This is a genomic window from Aestuariivirga litoralis, assembly GCF_015714715.1.
GTDB lineage: Bacteria > Pseudomonadota > Alphaproteobacteria > Rhizobiales > Aestuariivirgaceae > Aestuariivirga > Aestuariivirga litoralis_A.
In genome coordinates this window covers 1,890,634-1,908,257 of record NZ_WAHS01000001.1, presented here as the reverse complement: position 1 = coordinate 1,908,257, position 17,624 = coordinate 1,890,634, and the positions used below count along the sequence as shown (strand labels likewise).

At 58.7% G+C, this 17,624-nt stretch carries 17 protein-coding genes; 14 read left to right on the top strand and 3 right to left on the bottom strand.

Annotated elements, in window-relative coordinates:
* Positions 1–1,401, top strand: a complete 1,401-nt coding sequence (locus F8B91_RS09710) for a UDP-glucose dehydrogenase family protein (RefSeq protein WP_196503504.1) — start codon at positions 1–3, stop codon at positions 1,399–1,401.
* A gap of 3 nt (positions 1,402–1,404) precedes the next feature.
* Here the strand turns inward: F8B91_RS09710 and F8B91_RS09705 are convergent, their stop codons facing one another.
* Positions 1,405–2,361: a UDP-glucuronic acid decarboxylase family protein gene (locus tag F8B91_RS09705; protein WP_196503503.1), complete on the bottom strand. Its 957-nt coding sequence runs from the start codon at positions 2,359–2,361 to the stop codon at positions 1,405–1,407.
* Between the two features lie 135 nt (positions 2,362–2,496).
* On the opposite strand from F8B91_RS09705, the gene F8B91_RS09700 reads away from it, so the two are divergent.
* From F8B91_RS09700 to F8B91_RS09675, 6 genes are all read left to right on the top strand, one after another.
* Positions 2,497–2,898: a Fur family transcriptional regulator gene (locus F8B91_RS09700; protein ID WP_196503502.1), complete on the top strand. Its 402-nt coding sequence runs from the start codon at positions 2,497–2,499 to the stop codon at positions 2,896–2,898.
* A gap of 108 nt (positions 2,899–3,006) precedes the next feature.
* Positions 3,007–3,738, top strand: coding sequence for a zinc ABC transporter ATP-binding protein AztA (aztA, locus tag F8B91_RS09695; RefSeq protein ID WP_196503501.1), 732 nt, complete (start codon positions 3,007–3,009; stop codon positions 3,736–3,738).
* Positions 3,735–4,607 carry a metal ABC transporter permease gene (locus tag F8B91_RS09690; RefSeq protein ID WP_196503500.1) on the top strand — a complete coding sequence of 291 codons (873 nt, stop codon included), beginning with the start codon at positions 3,735–3,737 and terminating at the stop codon, positions 4,605–4,607. The genes aztA and F8B91_RS09690 overlap by 4 nt, the downstream gene beginning before the upstream one ends.
* A gap of 3 nt (positions 4,608–4,610) precedes the next feature.
* Complete coding sequence (locus F8B91_RS09685; protein ID WP_196503499.1) at positions 4,611–5,495, top strand: metal ABC transporter solute-binding protein, Zn/Mn family; 885 nt, start codon at positions 4,611–4,613, stop codon at positions 5,493–5,495.
* A 137-nt stretch (positions 5,496–5,632) separates the two neighbouring features.
* Positions 5,633–6,295: a DUF1007 family protein gene (locus F8B91_RS09680; RefSeq protein WP_196503498.1), complete on the top strand. Its 663-nt coding sequence runs from the start codon at positions 5,633–5,635 to the stop codon at positions 6,293–6,295.
* Complete coding sequence (locus F8B91_RS09675; RefSeq protein WP_196503497.1) at positions 6,292–7,398, top strand: nickel/cobalt transporter; 1,107 nt, start codon at positions 6,292–6,294, stop codon at positions 7,396–7,398. The genes F8B91_RS09680 and F8B91_RS09675 overlap by 4 nt, the downstream gene beginning before the upstream one ends.
* Here the strand turns inward: F8B91_RS09675 and F8B91_RS09670 are convergent.
* Positions 7,395–8,018 (bottom strand): OmpA family protein, encoded by a 624-nt coding sequence (locus tag F8B91_RS09670; RefSeq protein ID WP_196503496.1) that lies wholly within the window; start codon positions 8,016–8,018, stop codon positions 7,395–7,397. The genes F8B91_RS09675 and F8B91_RS09670 overlap by 4 nt on opposite strands.
* A 116-nt stretch (positions 8,019–8,134) precedes the next feature.
* Here F8B91_RS09670 and F8B91_RS09665 point away from each other — a divergent pair, with 116 nt between their 5' ends.
* Positions 8,135–9,202: a fatty acid desaturase gene (locus F8B91_RS09665; RefSeq protein ID WP_246715197.1), complete on the top strand. Its 1,068-nt coding sequence runs from the start codon at positions 8,135–8,137 to the stop codon at positions 9,200–9,202.
* On the opposite strand, the gene glpK is transcribed toward F8B91_RS09665, so the two are convergent.
* The gene (gene glpK / locus F8B91_RS09660; protein WP_196503494.1) at positions 9,199–10,686 is read right to left on the bottom strand and encodes a glycerol kinase GlpK; all 1,488 of its coding nucleotides are present in this window, start codon (positions 10,684–10,686) and stop codon (positions 9,199–9,201) included. The genes F8B91_RS09665 and glpK overlap by 4 nt on opposite strands.
* 143 nt (positions 10,687–10,829) lie before the next feature.
* Between glpK and F8B91_RS09655 the strand changes: the two genes are divergently transcribed.
* The 6 genes from F8B91_RS09655 (at position 10,830) to F8B91_RS09630 (ending at position 17,618) form a co-directional block, all read left to right on the top strand.
* Positions 10,830–11,558: a TIM barrel protein gene (locus F8B91_RS09655; protein WP_432432033.1), complete on the top strand. Its 729-nt coding sequence runs from the start codon at positions 10,830–10,832 to the stop codon at positions 11,556–11,558.
* A gap of 116 nt (positions 11,559–11,674) precedes the next feature.
* Positions 11,675–11,980, top strand: a complete 306-nt coding sequence (locus F8B91_RS09650) for an SCP2 sterol-binding domain-containing protein (RefSeq protein WP_196503492.1) — start codon at positions 11,675–11,677, stop codon at positions 11,978–11,980.
* 58 nt (positions 11,981–12,038) lie between these two features.
* Positions 12,039–13,733, top strand: coding sequence for a long-chain-fatty-acid--CoA ligase (locus tag F8B91_RS09645; protein ID WP_196503491.1), 1,695 nt, complete (start codon positions 12,039–12,041; stop codon positions 13,731–13,733).
* Positions 13,730–14,158, top strand: a complete 429-nt coding sequence (locus F8B91_RS09640) for a MerR family transcriptional regulator (protein ID WP_246715006.1) — start codon at positions 13,730–13,732, stop codon at positions 14,156–14,158. The genes F8B91_RS09645 and F8B91_RS09640 overlap by 4 nt, the downstream gene beginning before the upstream one ends.
* 14 nt (positions 14,159–14,172) lie before the next feature.
* Positions 14,173–15,309, top strand: a complete 1,137-nt coding sequence (locus tag F8B91_RS09635; RefSeq protein ID WP_196503490.1) for a thiolase family protein — start codon at positions 14,173–14,175, stop codon at positions 15,307–15,309.
* Positions 15,309–17,618: a 3-hydroxyacyl-CoA dehydrogenase/enoyl-CoA hydratase family protein gene (locus F8B91_RS09630; protein ID WP_196503489.1), complete on the top strand. Its 2,310-nt coding sequence runs from the start codon at positions 15,309–15,311 to the stop codon at positions 17,616–17,618. Before F8B91_RS09635 ends, F8B91_RS09630 begins: the two co-directional genes overlap by 1 nt.
* Positions 17,619–17,624 lie beyond the last annotated feature (6 nt).

Below are 17,624 nucleotides of genomic sequence, written 5' to 3'. Positions count from 1 at the left end.
TTGCGCATTACTGTTATTGGCTGTGGATATGTGGGCCTCGTCACAGGCACCTGCCTAGCGGAGCTGGGCCATCACATCACTTGTGTTGACACCAATGCAGCGCGCATCGAAGCCCTTAAGAAATCAGTGTCCCCGATTTATGAACCGGGCCTGGAAGAACTTCTCGAAACCAACATCAATGCCGGCCGCATCCACTTCACCACCAATGTGGCCGAAGCGATGCAGGGTGCCAGCGCTGTGTTCCTCGCCGTCGGCACGCCGCAAAGCGAAGATGGCAGCGCCAACCTCACTTATCTCAATGCCGCCGCCGCCGAAGTGGCGCGCAATGCCAAGGGCTTCCTCACCATCATCACCAAATCAACTGTGCCAGTGGGCACGGGTGATGCACTGGAGGCGCTTGTCGCGCGCGAAAATCCCGGCGTTGAATTTGCCGTGATATCCAATCCGGAATTCCTGCGCGAAGGTGCCGCCATTCAGGATTTCATGCAGCCCGACCGGGTGGTCATCGGCCTCGAAAACGACCGTGCCAGAAGCGTGATGACGGCGATCTATGCCCCGATGGGCGATATTCCTCTGCTCTTCACCCGCCGCCGCAACAGCGAGCTGATCAAATACGCCGCCAACGCCTTCCTCGCCATGAAAGTAGCCTTCATCAACGAAATGGCCGATCTGTGCGAAGCCGTGAATGGTGATGTGGCCGAAGTGGCGCAAGGCATGGGTCTTGATCCGCGCATCGGCAACCGCTTCCTGCAGGCAGGCCCTGGCTATGGCGGTTCTTGTTTCCCCAAGGATACGGCGGCGCTGGCGGCATCCGCGTCGAAAGCCGGAAGCCCGATGCAATTGGTGGAAGCCACCATCGCCTCCAACGAAGCGCGAAAAGCCAATGTGGCCACCAAGGTCGCAGAAGCCTTGGGCGGCAGCCTTGTGGGCAAGCGCATTGCAATCCTCGGCCTGGCCTTCAAGGCCGGCACTGATGACATGCGCGAAGCCCCGGCCCTCTCGATCATTCCGGCCCTTGAAGCGCGTGGTGCCAAGATTGCGGCGTTCGACCCCAAGGCCTTCGAACAGGCCAGGCCCTTGCTGACAGAGACTGAATTTTCCAAGGATGTGCAATCTGCGCTGCATGGCGCTGATGCCGCTTTAATCCTGACGGAATGGCCGGAATTCAGGACACTCGGCCCCAGCGATTTCAAATCCACGATGCGCCAGCCGCTGGTGTTTGATTTCCGTCACACGTTCTCAGTGGAAAGTTTTGCCGCAGCCGGTGTGAGCCTCTACAGCGTCGGTCGTGGCCACGATGAAGATGAGCAGGAAAGGCCGGATGTGCTGCCGTTCCCCTCGCTGGAATCAGAAGTGAAGGCCAAGCTCGCCAAGAGCAAGCTCAAGATCCACAGCGCTTGAGTTTCAGGCCGCCTTCAGCCGCTGGCTGAAATAGGCAATCGTCTTCTGCAGACCTTCATGCAGCCCAACCTTCGGCTCCCAGCCCATCAGTGCCTGCGCGCGGCTGATATCGGGTTTGCGCTGCTTCGGGTCATCCTGCGGCAGCGGGTTGTAGATGAGCCTGGATTTTGAGCCAGTAAGCGCCAGCACCTGCTCGGCCAGTTCCAGCATGGTGAACTCGCCCGGATTGCCGATATTCACTGGGCCCGCTTCACCCGGCGGCAACTTGCTCAAGCCATGGATGGCGCCAATCAGGTCATCCACAAAACAGAACGAGCGCGTCTGCAGCCCATCGCCATAAACGGTGATCGGTTCACCTTTCAGCGCCTGCACGATGAAATTGGACACCACCCGCCCGTCATTGGGGTCCATGCGCGGGCCATAGGTATTGAAGATGCGCGCCACCTTCACATCGACATTTTCCTTGCGGCGATAGTCAAAGCACAGCGTCTCCGCCGCGCGCTTGCCTTCATCATAGCAAGAGCGGATGCCGATCGGGTTCACATGGCCCCAATAATCTTCGCGCTGCGGATGCACCAAGGGGTCGCCATAAACTTCGCTGGTCGAAGCCTGCACGAAAATTGCCTTCTGTCGCGCGGCCAGTTCGAGAAAATGCATTGCACCGAGAACGGAAGTCTTCAGCGTGCGGATCGGATCAGCCTGATAGGCCGGAGGCGAAGCGGGGCAAGCCAGGTTGAAAATCATATCGGTTTCAATCTCGGCAGGTTCAGTCACATCATGCTTGATGAAGTTGAACTTGGCATTGCCGGAAAGGTGAGCCAGGTTCTGCATCGCGCCGGTCTGCAGATTGTCCAGCCCGGTCACCTGCCAGCCATCGCCCAGCAGCTTGTCCACCAGATGCGAGCCGAGAAATCCCGCCGCCCCTGTGACCAACGCCTTTTTGCCGGTGCTTGTAACCATCGTTCAGTCAGTCCTGATTTGTTTCGCCACGAGCCATAGCGCGTGTTGCACTGCGAAGGAATAGGCATGGCCTTGCCGATTTGTCACAAATCCGGGGGTTGACCAATGTTATGTTATAACATATGAGTGCCGATCATGAACGCAGACAATACCCGCAAGAGCGATCTGGAAGTGAGCAAGGTTCTCACCTCATCAAAGAAGCCACTCTCGGCCTATGACCTGATGCACCAACTTCAGGCGCACGGCCCGGCTGCAAAATTCAAGGCGCCCGTGCAGGTCTACCGTGCGCTGGAGCGCCTGATGAAACAGGGCGAAGTGCACAAGGTGGCTTCGCTCAACGCCTTCGTGCCCTGCCGTTGCGCGCATGATGGAACACCACCTGGCTTTCTGGTTTGCACCGGCTGCGGCACGGTTTCGGAATTTGATGCGGGCAGCCTTGAACGCGCCGCGCGCCACCGCCCGCCTGGCTTTGTCATTGAAGCCACCAATGTCGAGATTTCTGGCAAATGCCAGAAGTGCCTGCAGAAGGGCGCTTGATCATGCGGCAAATCAATTTCTGGCAATTGAGTATCGGTGCGCGCCTCGGCACCGCCGCCATCGCCGTGGCCCTGATCTGGGCCATTCTCTTTCTGGCCTGGAGGTAACATGGCCTCCATCACGCTCGACGATGTCACGCTCGGTTATGACGGCCACCCCGCCGTCCACCATTTGAAGGGCACCTTCGCCTCAGGTTCGCTGACGGCGATTGCCGGCCCCAATGGCTCCGGCAAATCCACCTTAATGAAGGGCCTCGCCGGCATTCTCTCCCCGCTCGGCGGCCACATCACCCGCAGCGGCTGCGCGGCGCGCGACATTGCCTATCTGCCCCAGGCCCATGACATTGACCGCAGCTTCCCTGCAACAGTGGGTGATCTCGTACAATCCGGCCTCTGGCACCGCCGTGGCAATTTCGCAGCACTCACTAACGCTGACCGCCACGATGTACATCACGCGCTGGAACATGTCGGCCTGCGCGGTTTCGAACGCCGCGACATCGGAACGCTTTCCGGCGGCCAATTCCAACGCGCGCTCTTCGCCCGCGTATTGCTACAGGACGCGAAGCTCATTCTGCTCGATGAACCCTTCACTGCCATTGACGGCAAAACAACTGCTGATCTCCTGAAGCTCATCGCGCGGTGGCACAACGAAAAGCGCACCGTGCTGGCTGTGCTGCATGATTTCGAACTGATCAAGGCGCATTTCCCTGAAACCTTGCTGATGGCGCGTGAACCGGTGGCTTGGGGTGATACAAGAAGTGTGATCGCTCCCGCGAATCTTCTCCAGGCCCGCACCATGACCGAAGCCTGGGATGACAATGCCGAAGAGTGCGCCGCATGATCCTCTACGATCTTTTGATCGCGCCGTTTGTGGATTTCGATTTCATGCGCCGCGCATTGGCAGGCAGCGTGGTGCTCTCGCTCAGCGCAGGCCCGGTGGGCGTGTTCCTCGTTCTGCGCCGGATGAGCCTCGCCGCCGATGGCATGTCGCATGCCATCCTGCCCGGCATGGCCGTGTGCTTCCTGCTGTTCGGATTGCAAATCCTGCCGATGACGTTCGGCGGTCTCATCGCGGGCCTGATCGTGGCCTTCCTCGCCGGCGCCGTCTCGCGCCTCACGCTCTTGCGTGAAGATGCCAGCCTCGCGGCTTTCTACTTAATGTCACTGGCCTTCGGCGTGCTGCTCATCTCGGTGAAGGGCACCAGCGTGGATCTTGTCCACATTCTCTTCGGCAGCGTGCTGGCGCTGAATGATCAGGCCATGGCACTGATCGGTGCTGTCGCCACCGTCACCATGCTGGTGCTGGCGGTGATCTGGCGCGCGCTGTTCCTTGAATGCCTCGATCCTTCTTTCTTGCGCTCAGTGAGCAAATCCGGTGGCTACGCGCATTTCGCGTTCCTCGGACTCGTCGCACTCAACCTCGTTGCCGGCTTTCAGGCGCTGGGTACGCTTCTCGCCGTGGGCCTGATCATCGTGCCCGCCGTCTCCGCCCGCTTCTGGGTGCACCGGCTGGAACCCATGTGCCTGCTCGCCGCCACCATCGGCGTCGTGTCGAGCTATGTCGGCTTGCTCGCCTCCTATCATTTCAATCTGGCCACCGGCCCTTCGGTCATCCTCGTTGCCGGGCTGATCTACATCGCCTCGCTGCTCTTTGCGCCCAAGGGCGTGCTGGCAGGGCAGGCCAAGCCGCATCATCACAAGAGAGCCTAGATCATGAAAAAGCTCATTCTCATCGGCCTGTCTCTCGCAGCCTTGGCGGCCCCCGCCATTGCCGATGCCAAGCTCCACGTCACCGCCAGCTTCTCGATTCTGGGTGACATGGTGAAGCGCGTCGGCGGTGATCTCGTCGATGTGTCAACCATTGTCGGCCCCGACGCCGATACGCATGTTTACGAGCCGAAGCCCGCCGATGTGCAGCTGATCTCCAAATCGCAAGTGCTGTTCGTCAATGGTCTGGGCTTTGAAGGCTGGATGACCCGCTTTGTGGATTCCTCCGGCTTCAAGGGCCAGGTGGTCACTGTCAGCGCCGGCGTGGCCTCGCGCCAGATGGAAGATGACGGAAAGGAAATCACCGACCCGCATGCCTGGCAGAATCTCGCCAACGGACTGATCTATGTGCGCAACATCGAGCTCGGCTTGTGCGCGGCAGACCCCACCGATTGCGGCACCTTCAAGCAGAATGCCGATGCCTATTCGGCCGAAATCACGGCACTGGATACCGAAGTCAAAGCCGCCATCGCCAAGGTGGAAGTGCAAAAGCGCCTCGTCATCACCACCCATGATGCCTTCGGCTATTTCGGTGCCGCTTACGGGGTGAAATTCGAAGCGCCGGAAGGCTTCTCCACCGAGAGCGAAGCCGCAGCGGGTGACGTGGCCAAGCTGATCACCCAGATCAAGGCGCAGCACGCCACGGCATTATTTTTCGAGAACATGTCAGACCCACGCCTGATCGAACAGATCGGCCGCGAAACTGGCGTCAACCCCGGCGGCAAGCTTTTCGCCGATGCCCTGTCGCAGGACGAGGGCGGCGGCAGCTACCTCGAATTCTTCCGCCATAATGTGAAGCTGCTGGTGGCCGCCATGAGCGGGCCGGCCTAGTGCGTGACCAGCAAAAGTGGACGCCGGTTTTGCGCCCGGTCACGCACCCTTCTTAATGTCCCGAACCTTGATTTTACCTCATTTGACGGTGATGACTGCGCCGTCCAAATTGGGGCTTCCATGAGTGATTTGCCAAAGTGCTGAAGCGCGTCGTGCTGCTTCTAGGCTTCGTGCTGTTGCAGGCATTGCCCGCCGCAGCACACCCCCATGTCTGGGCTGATATGCGCTCGCAATTGCTGATTTCCGATGACGGCATGGTCACTGGCGTGCGGGTGCAATGGACCACCGACAAGGCCTATGCGCTGGATGCGCTTGATGGATTTACCCCTCTGGCCGATGGCACTTACAGTGCTGAAGACATGAAGAAGCTCACCGACGAGAATCTCGATGCACTGAAGGATTACGGCTATTTCATTTTCTTCCGCTTCAATGGTGCGCCACAGAAGATCGGCGCCCCCGTAGAGGGCGCGCAGACCTATGATACAACGGAAAAGCAATTGACCCTGTATTTCACCGTGCCGCTGGAAACGTCGCTGGACCCGCGCAAAGGCATCATCGACCTTAAGGTCTATGACCCGGAATTCTACATCGATTTCGAATATATCGACGACAAGCCTCTGCTGATCTCCAAGGCCATTCCGCCGGGCTGCACCGCCGAACTCTTGCCCATCGTGGGTGACGCTGGCCTGCAGCAGACCAAGGACATGCTGGCCACCAAAGACAAGAGCTGGAAGCCTGAAAATGGTGAGGATTTCGGATCGCTCTTCGCGCAAGCTGCCGAGGTGAAATGTACGCCATGAGACATCTGCTTTTTTGCCTGTGCATGCTGGCCGGCCTCTGGGCCGCACCCGGATTTGCACAGGTGCAGCCTCAGGATCAGCCGGCGGTGACCCAACAACAGGATTCACAGCCCCTGAATCGCAGGCGCCTGATGGTGCCACCGAAAAATGCCGATGGCACGATCAAGGTCACGCCTTTCTTTGAAGATCCGGTTTTGTGGATCAGGGACCAGCAACAGAATTTCTATGGCGGCATGTCGAAAGCCATGAAGGATATGAAGCAAGGCGGCAGCCACCAGGCGGCCTGGTTCCTGCTCTGGCTCAGCCTGGGTTACGGCGTGTTCCATGCGGCAGGCCCCGGCCATGGCAAGACGGTGATTTCCGGCTGGCTGCTGGCCACCGAAACACAATTGCGCCGCGGCATCTTGGTTGCCTTCATGAGCGCCATCGTGCAGGCGCTGGTGGCGATCATCGTGGTGTCAGGCGCGCTGTTGTTGCTGGAGGGTGCCACTTCAGCGGCCAAGAACATGGCGGGCTATCTCGAAAGCCTGAGCTATGGCCTCATCGCCATCATGGGTGCTTATTTGTTGTGGACGGGCCTTCTCGCCCTCCTGCCGCGCGTGAGCCGCAAGCCCGTGTCAGTCGGCGCAGCAGCAGTGGCGCAAACGCATCATTTTGAAATCGTCAATCCGCTGCCGGCCAGTCATGTGCACAGCCACATTGACGGAGCCGATTGCGATTGCGGTCACGCCCATGCGCCTTCACCGAAGGATGTGACGAGTGACTGGTCATGGAAGCGTGCGCTGTCGCTGTCTTTCGCGGTGGGTGTGCGGCCTTGCACCGGAGCCCTTCTGGTTCTGTTGTTCGCCAATGCGCTCGGCATCTATTGGGCCGGCATTGCCGCCACTTTTGTCATGGCGCTGGGCACATTTGCCACGGTGGCCGCGATTGCCTCCATCGCCGTCTATTCCAAGAAGCTCGCCAACCGCATGGCGTCACGCAACGACGCATGGATGCAACGCCTCAACATCGCACTCCGCCTGTGCGGCGGCGCGATGATTCTGGGATTGGGAATTATCTTGTCGATTGGAGCCCTGAGCGGCTCGATGCCGGATTCGTTCTAGCCCAGCGGCTGCAGATTCAGCTCAACCCTGCGGCTCGCAGTCGCCATCATGCTTGATGTGCCAACGGCCATCAGGCGCTTCGGCGCAATGCCTTTGGTTGTAAGATAAGCCACCACCGCTTCGGCGCGCTGCTTGGACAGGCTGGAGCCTTCAAACGGATCGGCATAGCCAATCACATCAAGCTTGGTCTTGGGATATTTCTTCAGCACCATGGCCACCGAATCCAGTGTCTTGGCATCAGCCGGGCTCAAGGCCGATTGCCCGCTGGCAAAGGTCACATCCCTGTCGAGGTTCAGCGCCACCGTGCTGCCGGATCGCGTCACCGAAACACCGGTGGCCTGCATCTGCTCGCGCTTCTTGGCCTGCTGGTTATCCATATACATGCCGGTCCCGGCACCTGCCACGGCGCCAACGCCTGCACCGATCAAGGCCGAAGTGGCCACATCCGCATGGGTGATTGAACCCACTGCCGCGCCCGCACCTGCACCCACGGCCGCCCCGGCGCCTGCGCCGATCACCGTATCTGACATTTGGCTTTCGCCGGTAAAGGGATTGGTACTGCAGCCGGAAACCGCTGCCGCACTCGTGGCCAAACTCACGGCCAGAACAAATTTACGCATCACTTACCCCAGTTTACTATCGGCCAGTGTGGCTCAGACTGGTTAAAATTGCGTGTGAGCCGGAGATCGGCGCTTGCTGCGGCCCATGCAGCACGTTACAAAATCGCATCGTGACAATGAATTCCCCAGCACCGGCAAGGATTTCTGCACAGGCCTCAACGCATAATCATATGCGCAAGGCGGCTTTGCGTGAAAACCCGCGCTTGAGCGCCTTGCCCGGCGCCTTTGCGCCAACTGCATTGGCTTTGCCCGTGTTGCTGGCTTTGCATTGGTCAGTTGCTTGGGTCGTAGGCCAAACCAATCTGCTGATCTGCTTTCTCGCCGCCTTTTGCGTAGGGCAATTCATCATCCATTCCGGAGGTGCCCTTCTGCATGAAACGGCGCACCGCTTGGTCTTCCACCGCGACAGGCCGAAGCTGGTGTTTGATCTGGCGCTGGAACTTCTGCTGGGCTCCTTCGGCAAGCAGCTCACCTATCAGTTTGAACACGTCACCAGCCATCACGCGCATCTGGGCGACTATGAACGTGACTATGAGCACGAGGATGTCTGCGCATTTGGCGCGCGTCAGAAAATCCGTAGTGAAAATCCGCGCATGCAAAACCTGCTTACTGGCGTCACCTTGCTGTTCGGCCTGCTGCCATTCGGATTTCTTTTGGGCGATTATGTTTTGCCTCGTCTCTATGAAGGCCAGTCAGGCCGCGGAGCAAAGGATCATGCGCGCAACATCCGCGCGCGCCAGGTGCCGAAGAACCTGCGCCTCGCCTTTGTCCTGACCACCATCGTGCTGAATGTGTTTCTGTTCTGGGCCTTTGGTTTTCTGGGCTGGCTCTATCACAATTGGTCGCTGTCGATCTTTCTCGGCAAGATGGGCATCTCCAATCTCGGCCAGTCGCTCAGCGAACATGAAGGCGACAATGACGCAGCGCCCACCTTCTCGGATTACCGCGCGCAGAACCTGATCCTGTTCAATACCGGCTACCATAACGAACATCACACATTCCCCAATGTGGCCTGGGTGAATTTGCCTGGTCTGCGGCGTGGTGCGCCGGGCATTTTCAACCGGCAGAATCCGCTGAATTATGCCCAGCTCTGGCTCCGCCATGTGCGGGCCGATTTCAGCCCCTCACGGCGTAATGCGGCCATGAAAGCCGACAACACGGCACGCTGCGCGCCGAAACGCTAAGCCTCGGCACTCAGCAAACTCTTGATGCATATCTGCCAGCCACGGATTTTCGCATCCCGCATGGCAGGCTTCATCTTCGCCTTGAAGCGCCGATCGGATTTCCACTGCTTGGCAAAGCTGGAAGGCTTCGGCACCAGACCGGCTGAAAGCCCGGCGAGATAGGCAGCGCCCAAAGCTGTCGTTTCCAGTACGCGCGGCCTGTCCACCGGGGCGCCGAGAATGTCCGCCAGGGCCTGCATCGTCCAGTCGGAGGCCGTCATCCCGCCATCCACTCGCAGCACGGTGTTCTGCAGGCCGGGCCAATCCTTCTTCATCGCGTCCAGCAGATCGAAGGTCTGGAAGCACACGGATTCCAAAGCCGCCTTTGCCATTTCCTTTTTCGTCGTGCCACGCGTGAGTCCGAAAATCGCACCGCGAATATCCGGCTTCCAATAGGGCGCCCCCAGCCCCACGAAGGCCGGCACCAGATAAACCTGCTGCGCCGGGTCAGCCGCCTGCGCCAGTGCGCCTGTTTCCCCAGCACTCTTGATCAGCTGCAAACCATCACGCAGCCACTGCACCGCAGCGCCCGCAATGAAGATCGACCCTTCGAGAGCATAAGTCTTCTCGCCATCGAGCTGATAGGCGATGGTGGTGAGCAGCCGGTTGTGCGAGGGCACGGCTTCAGCACCGGTATTCAACATCGCAAAGCAGCCGGTGCCATAGGTGGATTTCACCATCCCCGGCGTGAAACACGCCTGCCCGATCAAGGCCGCGTGCTGGTCCCCAGCCACGCCGCCGATTTTGATTTCAGCCCCGAACAATTTCTTGTCAGTCTTACCGAAATCATCGGCGCAGTTTTTCACTTCCGGCAAAATGCCGCGCGGAATCTTGAGCAGTGCCAGCAATTCAGCATCCCATTTTCCCGTATGAATGTTGAACAGCAAAGTGCGCGACGCATTGGTGGCATCAGTGGCGTGAACCTTGCCGCTCGTCAGCCGCCAGATGAGGAAGCTGTCAATCGTGCCAAAACAAAGCTCGCCCGCTTCAGCGCGTGCCCGTGCGCCTTTCACATTGTCCAGCAGCCAGGCCAGCTTGGTGCCGGAGAAATACGGGTCCAGCAGCAGGCCTGTTTTCGCGCTCACCATCTTCTCGTGGCCCGCCGCCTTCAGCCTCTCGCAAAATTCCGCCGTGCGCCGGTCCTGCCAGACGATGGCTTTGTGCAGCGGTTTTCCCGTCTTGCGGTCCCACATCACCACGGTTTCACGCTGGTTGGTAATGCCGATGGCCTTGATGCTGGCCGCCTTGAATTTTTTGATCACGCTTTTGCAGGTGGAAAGCACCGAAGCCCAGATTTCATCGGCGTCATGCTCGACCCAGCCCGACGCTGGGAAGAACTGCTTGAATTCCTTCTGTGCCGAAGCCTTCACTTGCAGCTTGGCATCAAACACCAGCGCGCGGGTGGAGGTGGTGCCCTGGTCAATCGAAAGCAGATAATCCGGCATGTCGAAGTCACACTTTCAGTTTCAGCTTCATCGGATATATCCGGCCTGCTAAACCGGTTCAAACCCTTCAGGACGTTATCATGCCTTTACCCAGCCCATTTACCCTGTCTGCCTGCGCTGAAATGCTTTGGCCGGACAAGCCGATGCTCTGGCGCCTCCAGTGTCTCACGGAGCTGGGTTATGAATGCGGCATCTGGAACTGGGGCAATCACGATGTGGCCCAGCTCGAAAAATCCGGCGCGAAATTCTCCTCGATGACGGGTTACATCACTGGCCGGCTTTCTGACGCTGAAGGTGCGGACGACCTGCTGCATACGGCTGTTGAAGCGATCAAAATCGGCAAGCGCCTCAATGTGGCGCGACTCAATCTGCATGGCACCGGCCTCGGTGATCGCGGCCTCCCCGTTACTCCGGTTGAAACCGTCACCGGTGCCATGTGGCTGAAAGCTGAAGACACGCTGCGCCGCATCGCTGATCTGGCCGACAAGCATGACGTCACCTTCATGCTGGAAAACCTCAATCTGCCGGTCGATCACCCTGGCGTGCCCTTCGCCACCATCGAAGACACATTGGCGCTGGTCTCCGCTGTCAACCACCCGCGCGTGAGACTGAACCTCGATCTCTATCACGTGCAGATCGGCGAGGGGAACCTGATCGAATGGTGCCGGAAGTGCCAGCCCTGGATCGGTGAAATCCAGGTGGCCGATGTGCCCGGCCGTAAAGAGCCTGGCACCGGTGAGATCAACTATACCGGCGTGGCCCGTGCCCTCGTGGCCATGGGCTATAAGGGCCCGGTCTGCATGGAAGCTCACGCTTCAGGCGATGCCGAAGCAGCCCTTGCCGCCTTCCGTCAGGCCTTCACGCCCGCTTAACGGAACAATCTCTTCCCCACAAAGTTGAAGCCCAAAGGGGCCATCTTGACAAATCAGCGCCCCAAGTTTACCTATACGTTAACTAACGGACTTATAGGTTAGATTAGGTGGAAATCATGGCCGACACTCCAGAACTTGAAATCCTGCAGGAAAACCTGCCGAAGCTCACACGGATGAATTCCGTCCTGCGCTTCGCGATAGGCGATGACGAGGGCTACACAATTGACGCGCGCGACGGCAAAGCCGCACTCGTCGAAGATGGCAGCATCGAACCGGATTGCACCATCAAGGTGAGCCGCGAAAACATGGTGAAGCTGATCAATGGCGATATGGACCCGATGCTGGCTTACACACTGGGCCGCATCAAGGTGCAAGGCGATATGGGCGTGGCGATGAAACTGGTGAAGGCCATCGCCTCATAAATTCAAAATCCAAAACAACAAGAGTGGCGAGAAGCCGCCGATTGCAGAGGAAAAACGAATGGCAAAAGCCGCTGTCAAGAAATCAGCCAAACCCGCCGCAAAGAATGCAGCCCCCAAGCTGCAACACATTCCGGTCAAGCCAGTCTATGCCATCCTCGATGAAGCAGTGGCCGCGGCAGGTAGCAGGCGCGCGATTGATTTCCTCGACCGCCACTGGACCTATGCCGAACTCGGCGCGCTGGTGGATAAAGCCGCCGCCGGCTTTCGCTCTATCGGCGTAGGCCCCGGCGTCAAGGTCGGCCTGCATCTGCCCAACTGCCCCTATTATATCGTGTGCTACTTCGCCATCCTGAAGGCGGGCGGCATCATCGTGAATTACAACCCGCTTTATGTGGAGCGTGAACTCGCCCACCAGATCAAGGACAGCGAAACCTCGATCATGGTCACCATGGATCTGGTCCAGCTGCATTCCAAGGTCGCATCTCTCATTGGCAAGACGCCGCTGAAGAAGCTCGTTGTCTGCAAGATGCATGAAATCCTGCCATCTGCCAAAGGCATGCTGTTCAAGCTTTTGAAGCGCAAGGAACAGATTAAGTTCGTCGAGGACGATAGGCAAATCTCCTTCGACAAGCTCATCAGCTCCGGCAAGACCGAAGCCCCAAAGCCCATCAACCCCGAAACCGAAATCGCCGTGCTGCAATATACCGGCGGCACCACCGGCGTGCCCAAGGGCGCTGTTCTCACCCATGCCAATGTTTCCGCCAATGTCGAGCAGCTGGTGCAGTGGATGGGCCAGCTCGATGAGCGTGAAGACAAGATGCTCTGCGTGCTGCCGTTCTTCCACGTCTTCGGCATGACGGTTGCGATGCTGGTCGGCATTGCCAATCACGCCGAACTCATTCTGCTGCCCCGCTTTGAAATCAAGCAGGTGCTGAACATGATGGAGAAGAAAAAGCCCACCATGTTCCCCGGCGTGCCCACGCTTTACATCGCCATCAATCGTGCGGTGGCAGAGCGTGGCGGCAAGCTGGATTGCCATTCGATCCGCAAATGCGTCTCCGGTGGCGCGGCCTTGCCGCATGAAGTGCGCAGCGAATTCGAACGCATCACCGGCTGCCAATTGGTGGAAGGTTTCGGCCTGTCGGAATCCTCGCCCGTTGCCACTTGCAATCCTTTCTTCCAGCCTTTCCCTGATGGTTCGATCGGTCTGCCGCTGCCCGGCACGGCCATTGAAATCCGGTCGCTGGAAAATCCGCGCAAATTGATGCCACCCGGCGAAAAAGGTGAAGTCTGCGTGCGGGGCCCTCAAGTGATGCAGGGCTATTGGAACAAGCCGGAAGAAACCAAAGCTGTGATGATCGATGGCGCGCTGCGGACCGGAGACGTGGGCTTCCTCGATGAAAATGGCTTCGGTTACATCGTGGACCGGATCAAGGATCTCATCATCTGCTCGGGTTACAATGTCTATCCGCGCGTGATCGAGGATGCGCTCTACGCGCATCCTTGCGTGGCGGAAGCCGTGGTGGTCGGCATCGCCGATGCGTATCGCGGCCAGGCGCCCAAGGCCTTCGTGAAGCTGAAGGACGGCACGTCCTGCACGTCAGATGAATTGAAAACACATCTGGCCGAGCATTTGTCGAAACTCGAAATGCCGCATGTCATCGAATTCCGCACGGAACTGCCCAAGACCGCAGTGGGCAAACTGTCGAAGAAGGCGCTTCTCGAAGAAGAGAAGGCCAAGGCAGCCGCATGACCATGCAGATCGAAGCCCAGGAAAAAGACCACACGCCCGACAAGCTCTATTCGGTCACCGAGCTGGCGCGCGATCTCGGTATCACGCCGCGCACGCTGCGTTTCTATGAAGACAAGGGCCTCCTGATGCCGCAGCGTCTCGGCAACACGCGCGCCTATACGCGCCGCGACCGGGTGCGGATGATTTTGATCCTGCGCGGCAAGCGCATGGGTTTCTCGCTGCGTGAGATCAAGGAATTCCTCGATCTCTATGATGCTGATCATTCCAATGTGAAGCAGATGCAGCATCTCTTGAAGAAGGTGCGCGGCCGCATCACCTTGCTGGAAGAACAGCTTCACGCGGTTGAAACAAGCATCAGCGAACTTCGCAATATGGAACAGATTTCAATTGAGGCTCTGCGCGCCAAGGGCGCCAACGCCAACTAAATTTGGAGAACAAGATGACCCGCACTGTAATCGCAGCCTACGCCCGCTCCCCCTTCACGCCCGCCAGAAAAGGCGAACTCGCCTCCGTCCGCCCCGATGATCTGGCCGCGCAAGTGATCGCGGCTCTGGTCAAGAACAGCAAGATCAACCCGGCCGATATCGAAGATCTGCTGCTGGGCTGCGCCTTCCCGGAAGCAGAGCAGGGCTTCAACGTCGCCCGCCTCATCAGCCTGATGGCCGGCCTGCCCATATCGCTGGGTGCCGCCACCATCAACCGCTTCTGCGGCTCGTCGATGACTTCGGTTCACATTGCAGCGGGTGCCATTGCGTTGGGCGCTGGCGAGGCTTTCATCTGTGCAGGCGTGGAAAGCATGTCGCGCGTGCCGATGATGGGCTTCAACCCCATGCCCAATCCTGAACTCATCAAGACCATGCCGGATGCTTATATCCCGATGGGTGACACGGCAGAGAACGTCGCCGCCCGCTGGAAGATCAGCCGCAAGGAACAGGAAGAATTCGCCGTTGCCTCGCATGCCAAGGCCAATGCCGCCCGCGCCGCCGGCAAGCTGAAGGATGAGATCATCGCGATCACCACCAGGAAGGGCGTGATCTCTGAAGATGGCTGCATCCGTCCTGAAACCACACTAGAAGCGCTGGCTGAATTGAAGCCAGCCTTCAATGTGAACGGCGTCGTGACCGCCGGCACCTCTTCGCCGCTCACCGATGGTGCGGCAGCCCTGCTGGTCTGCTCGGAAGATTATGCCAAGCGCAACAAGCTGGACATGATCGCCGCGGTAAAGTCAGTCGCGGTGTCAGGCTGCGCACCGGATATCATGGGTGTAGGCCCCGTGGGCGCATCGAAGAAAGCACTGGCCCGCGCCGGTATCGACGCCAAGCAACTCGATGTGATCGAACTCAACGAAGCTTTCTCGTCCCAGTCACTGGCTTCGATCCGTGACATTGGGCTTGATGCATCGAAAGTGAATCTCGATGGCGGTGCCATCGCCATCGGCCATCCGCTGGGTGCCACTGGCGCTCGCATCGTCGGCAAGGCCGCAACCTTGCTGAAGCGCGAAAAGGGTAAATATGCGCTCGCCACCCAGTGCATCGGCGGCGGCCAGGGCATCGCCACCATCCTGGAGGCGCTCTGATGAGCGAGATCAAAAAAGTCGCCGTCATTGGCGCCGGCGTGATGGGCGCGGCAATCGCCGCCCATGTTGCCAATGCGGGCGTGCCCGTCATCCTGCTCGACATCGTGCCGAAGGATGCCACCAACCGCAGCGTGATCGCCGAGAGCGCTGTTGAGAAAATGTTGAGGACCGATCCTGCCCCCTTCATGAGCAAGGGCGCAGCGCGGCTCGTCACCACCGGCAACACCGAAGATCATTTTGATCTGCTCAAGGATTGCGACTGGATCATCGAAGCCGTCATCGAACGGCTCGACATCAAGCAGGCGCTCTATGCCCGCATTGATAAAGTGAAGAAGAAGGGCTGTGTTGTCTCGTCTAACACCTCAACCATTCCGCTTGTGGAATTGACCAAGGGCGCATCGGAGGAATTCGCCAAGAGCTTCCTCATCACTCACTTCTTCAACCCACCGCGTTATATGCGCCTTCTTGAAGTCGTCACCAGCAACAAGACTTCTAAGGAGGCACTGGCCGCCGTATCGCAATTCGCAGACATGCAGCTCGGCAAAAGCATCGTGGTCTGCAAAGACCGCCCCGGCTTCATCGGCAATCGTCTCGGCATCTATTGGATGCAGGTAGCCGTCACCGAAGCCATCGCGCAGGGCATCACGGTCGAAGAGGCAGACGCTATTCTGTCCAAGCCTATCGGTGTGCCGAAGACCGGCGTGTTCGGACTCATTGACCTCGTCGGCCTCGACCTCATGCCGCATATCAATGCCAGCATGACATCGCTGCTGCCTAAAGAGGATCCCTTCCACGCCGCCAACCAGCCGATGCCCTTGATCGAGAGAATGATCAAGGAAGGCTATACAGGTCGCAAGGGCAAGGGCGGCTTCTACCGCCTCAACCGCGAGAAGGGCAAACGCAAGGAAGCGATTGATCTCACCACGGGCGACTACCGCGACCAGCAACGCCCCTCGATTGACGCGATCAACGAGTCAGGCCGCAGCCTCGCGAAACTTTTGAGCCATGACAGCAAGCACGGCAAATATGCGTGGGACGTAATGAGCCGCACCTTGGCTTACGCAGCCTCTCTCGTCGGTGAAGTGTCGGACGATCCAAGCGCCATCGACGAGGCGATGCGCCTCGGCTTCAACTGGAAATTCGGCCCCTTCGAACTGATAGATCAGCTGGGCACCGAGTGGCTAAGCAAAAATCTGCAGCCAGCTCCGAAATATCTGCAAATTGCTGCAGGCCGCAGCCTCTACCGCATCGAAAACGGCCACCGCCAGGTGCTCGGTTTGGATGGTGCCTATCACGATGTGAAACGTTCTGAAGGCGTCATCATGCTGGAAGACATCAAGCGCACCGCGCAACCGGTTCTTAAGAACGGCTCAGCTGCCGTCTGGGACATTGGCGATGGCGTGGCCTGCTTCGAATTTACCAGCAAAATGAACAGCTTGGACGCCGATACGATGGCGCTGATTAGCAAAACCATCAAGCTGGTGCAGAAGGATTTCAAAGCGCTGGTCATCTATAATGAAGGCACGCATTTCTCCGCCGGTGCCAATCTCGGCCTCGCCGCCTTCGCTGCCAACATCGCAGCTTGGGGCGAAATCGAGCGCCTCGTCGCTTCCGGCCAGGATGCCTACCGCGCCCTGAAATACGCGCCTTTTCCAGTAGTTAGCGCGCCTTCCGGCATGGCGCTGGGTGGCGGTTGCGAAATCTTGCTCGCCTCCGATGCCGTGCAAGCTCATGCCGAAACCTATACCGGCCTCGTCGAAGTCGGCGTCGGCCTCATCCCCGGCTGGGGCGGCTGCAAGGAAATGCTGCATCGCTGGGGAACACTCGGAAAACTCCCCCAAGGCCCCATGCCAGCGGTGATTAAAGCCTTTGAAATCATATCAGTAGCGACAGTTTCCAAATCCGCCGCCGAGGCCAAGGAATATCTGTTCATGCGACCGGGTGACAGTATCACCATGAACCGCTACCGCCTGCTGGCCGATGCCAAGGCAAAAGCTTTAGCCTTATCAGTTGATTACAAAGCACCGGAGCCGCCAACTTTCAATCTCCCCGGCCCCACCGGCCGCGTGGCGATGGACATGGCGGTCGATGGTTTCGCCCGCGCCGGCAAGGCGACACCCTATGACAAAGTCGTCCTCGCCGAGCTGGCCGAAGTCCTTTCGGGCGGTAAGACAGACATGCTTAAATCCATGAAAGACACAGAGATTCTGGAACTTGAACGCACCCGCTTCATGCAATTGGTGCGCAACACCGGCACGCTGGACCGCATCACCCAGATGCTGGAAACCGGCAAGCCCTTGCGAAACTAGAGGAGC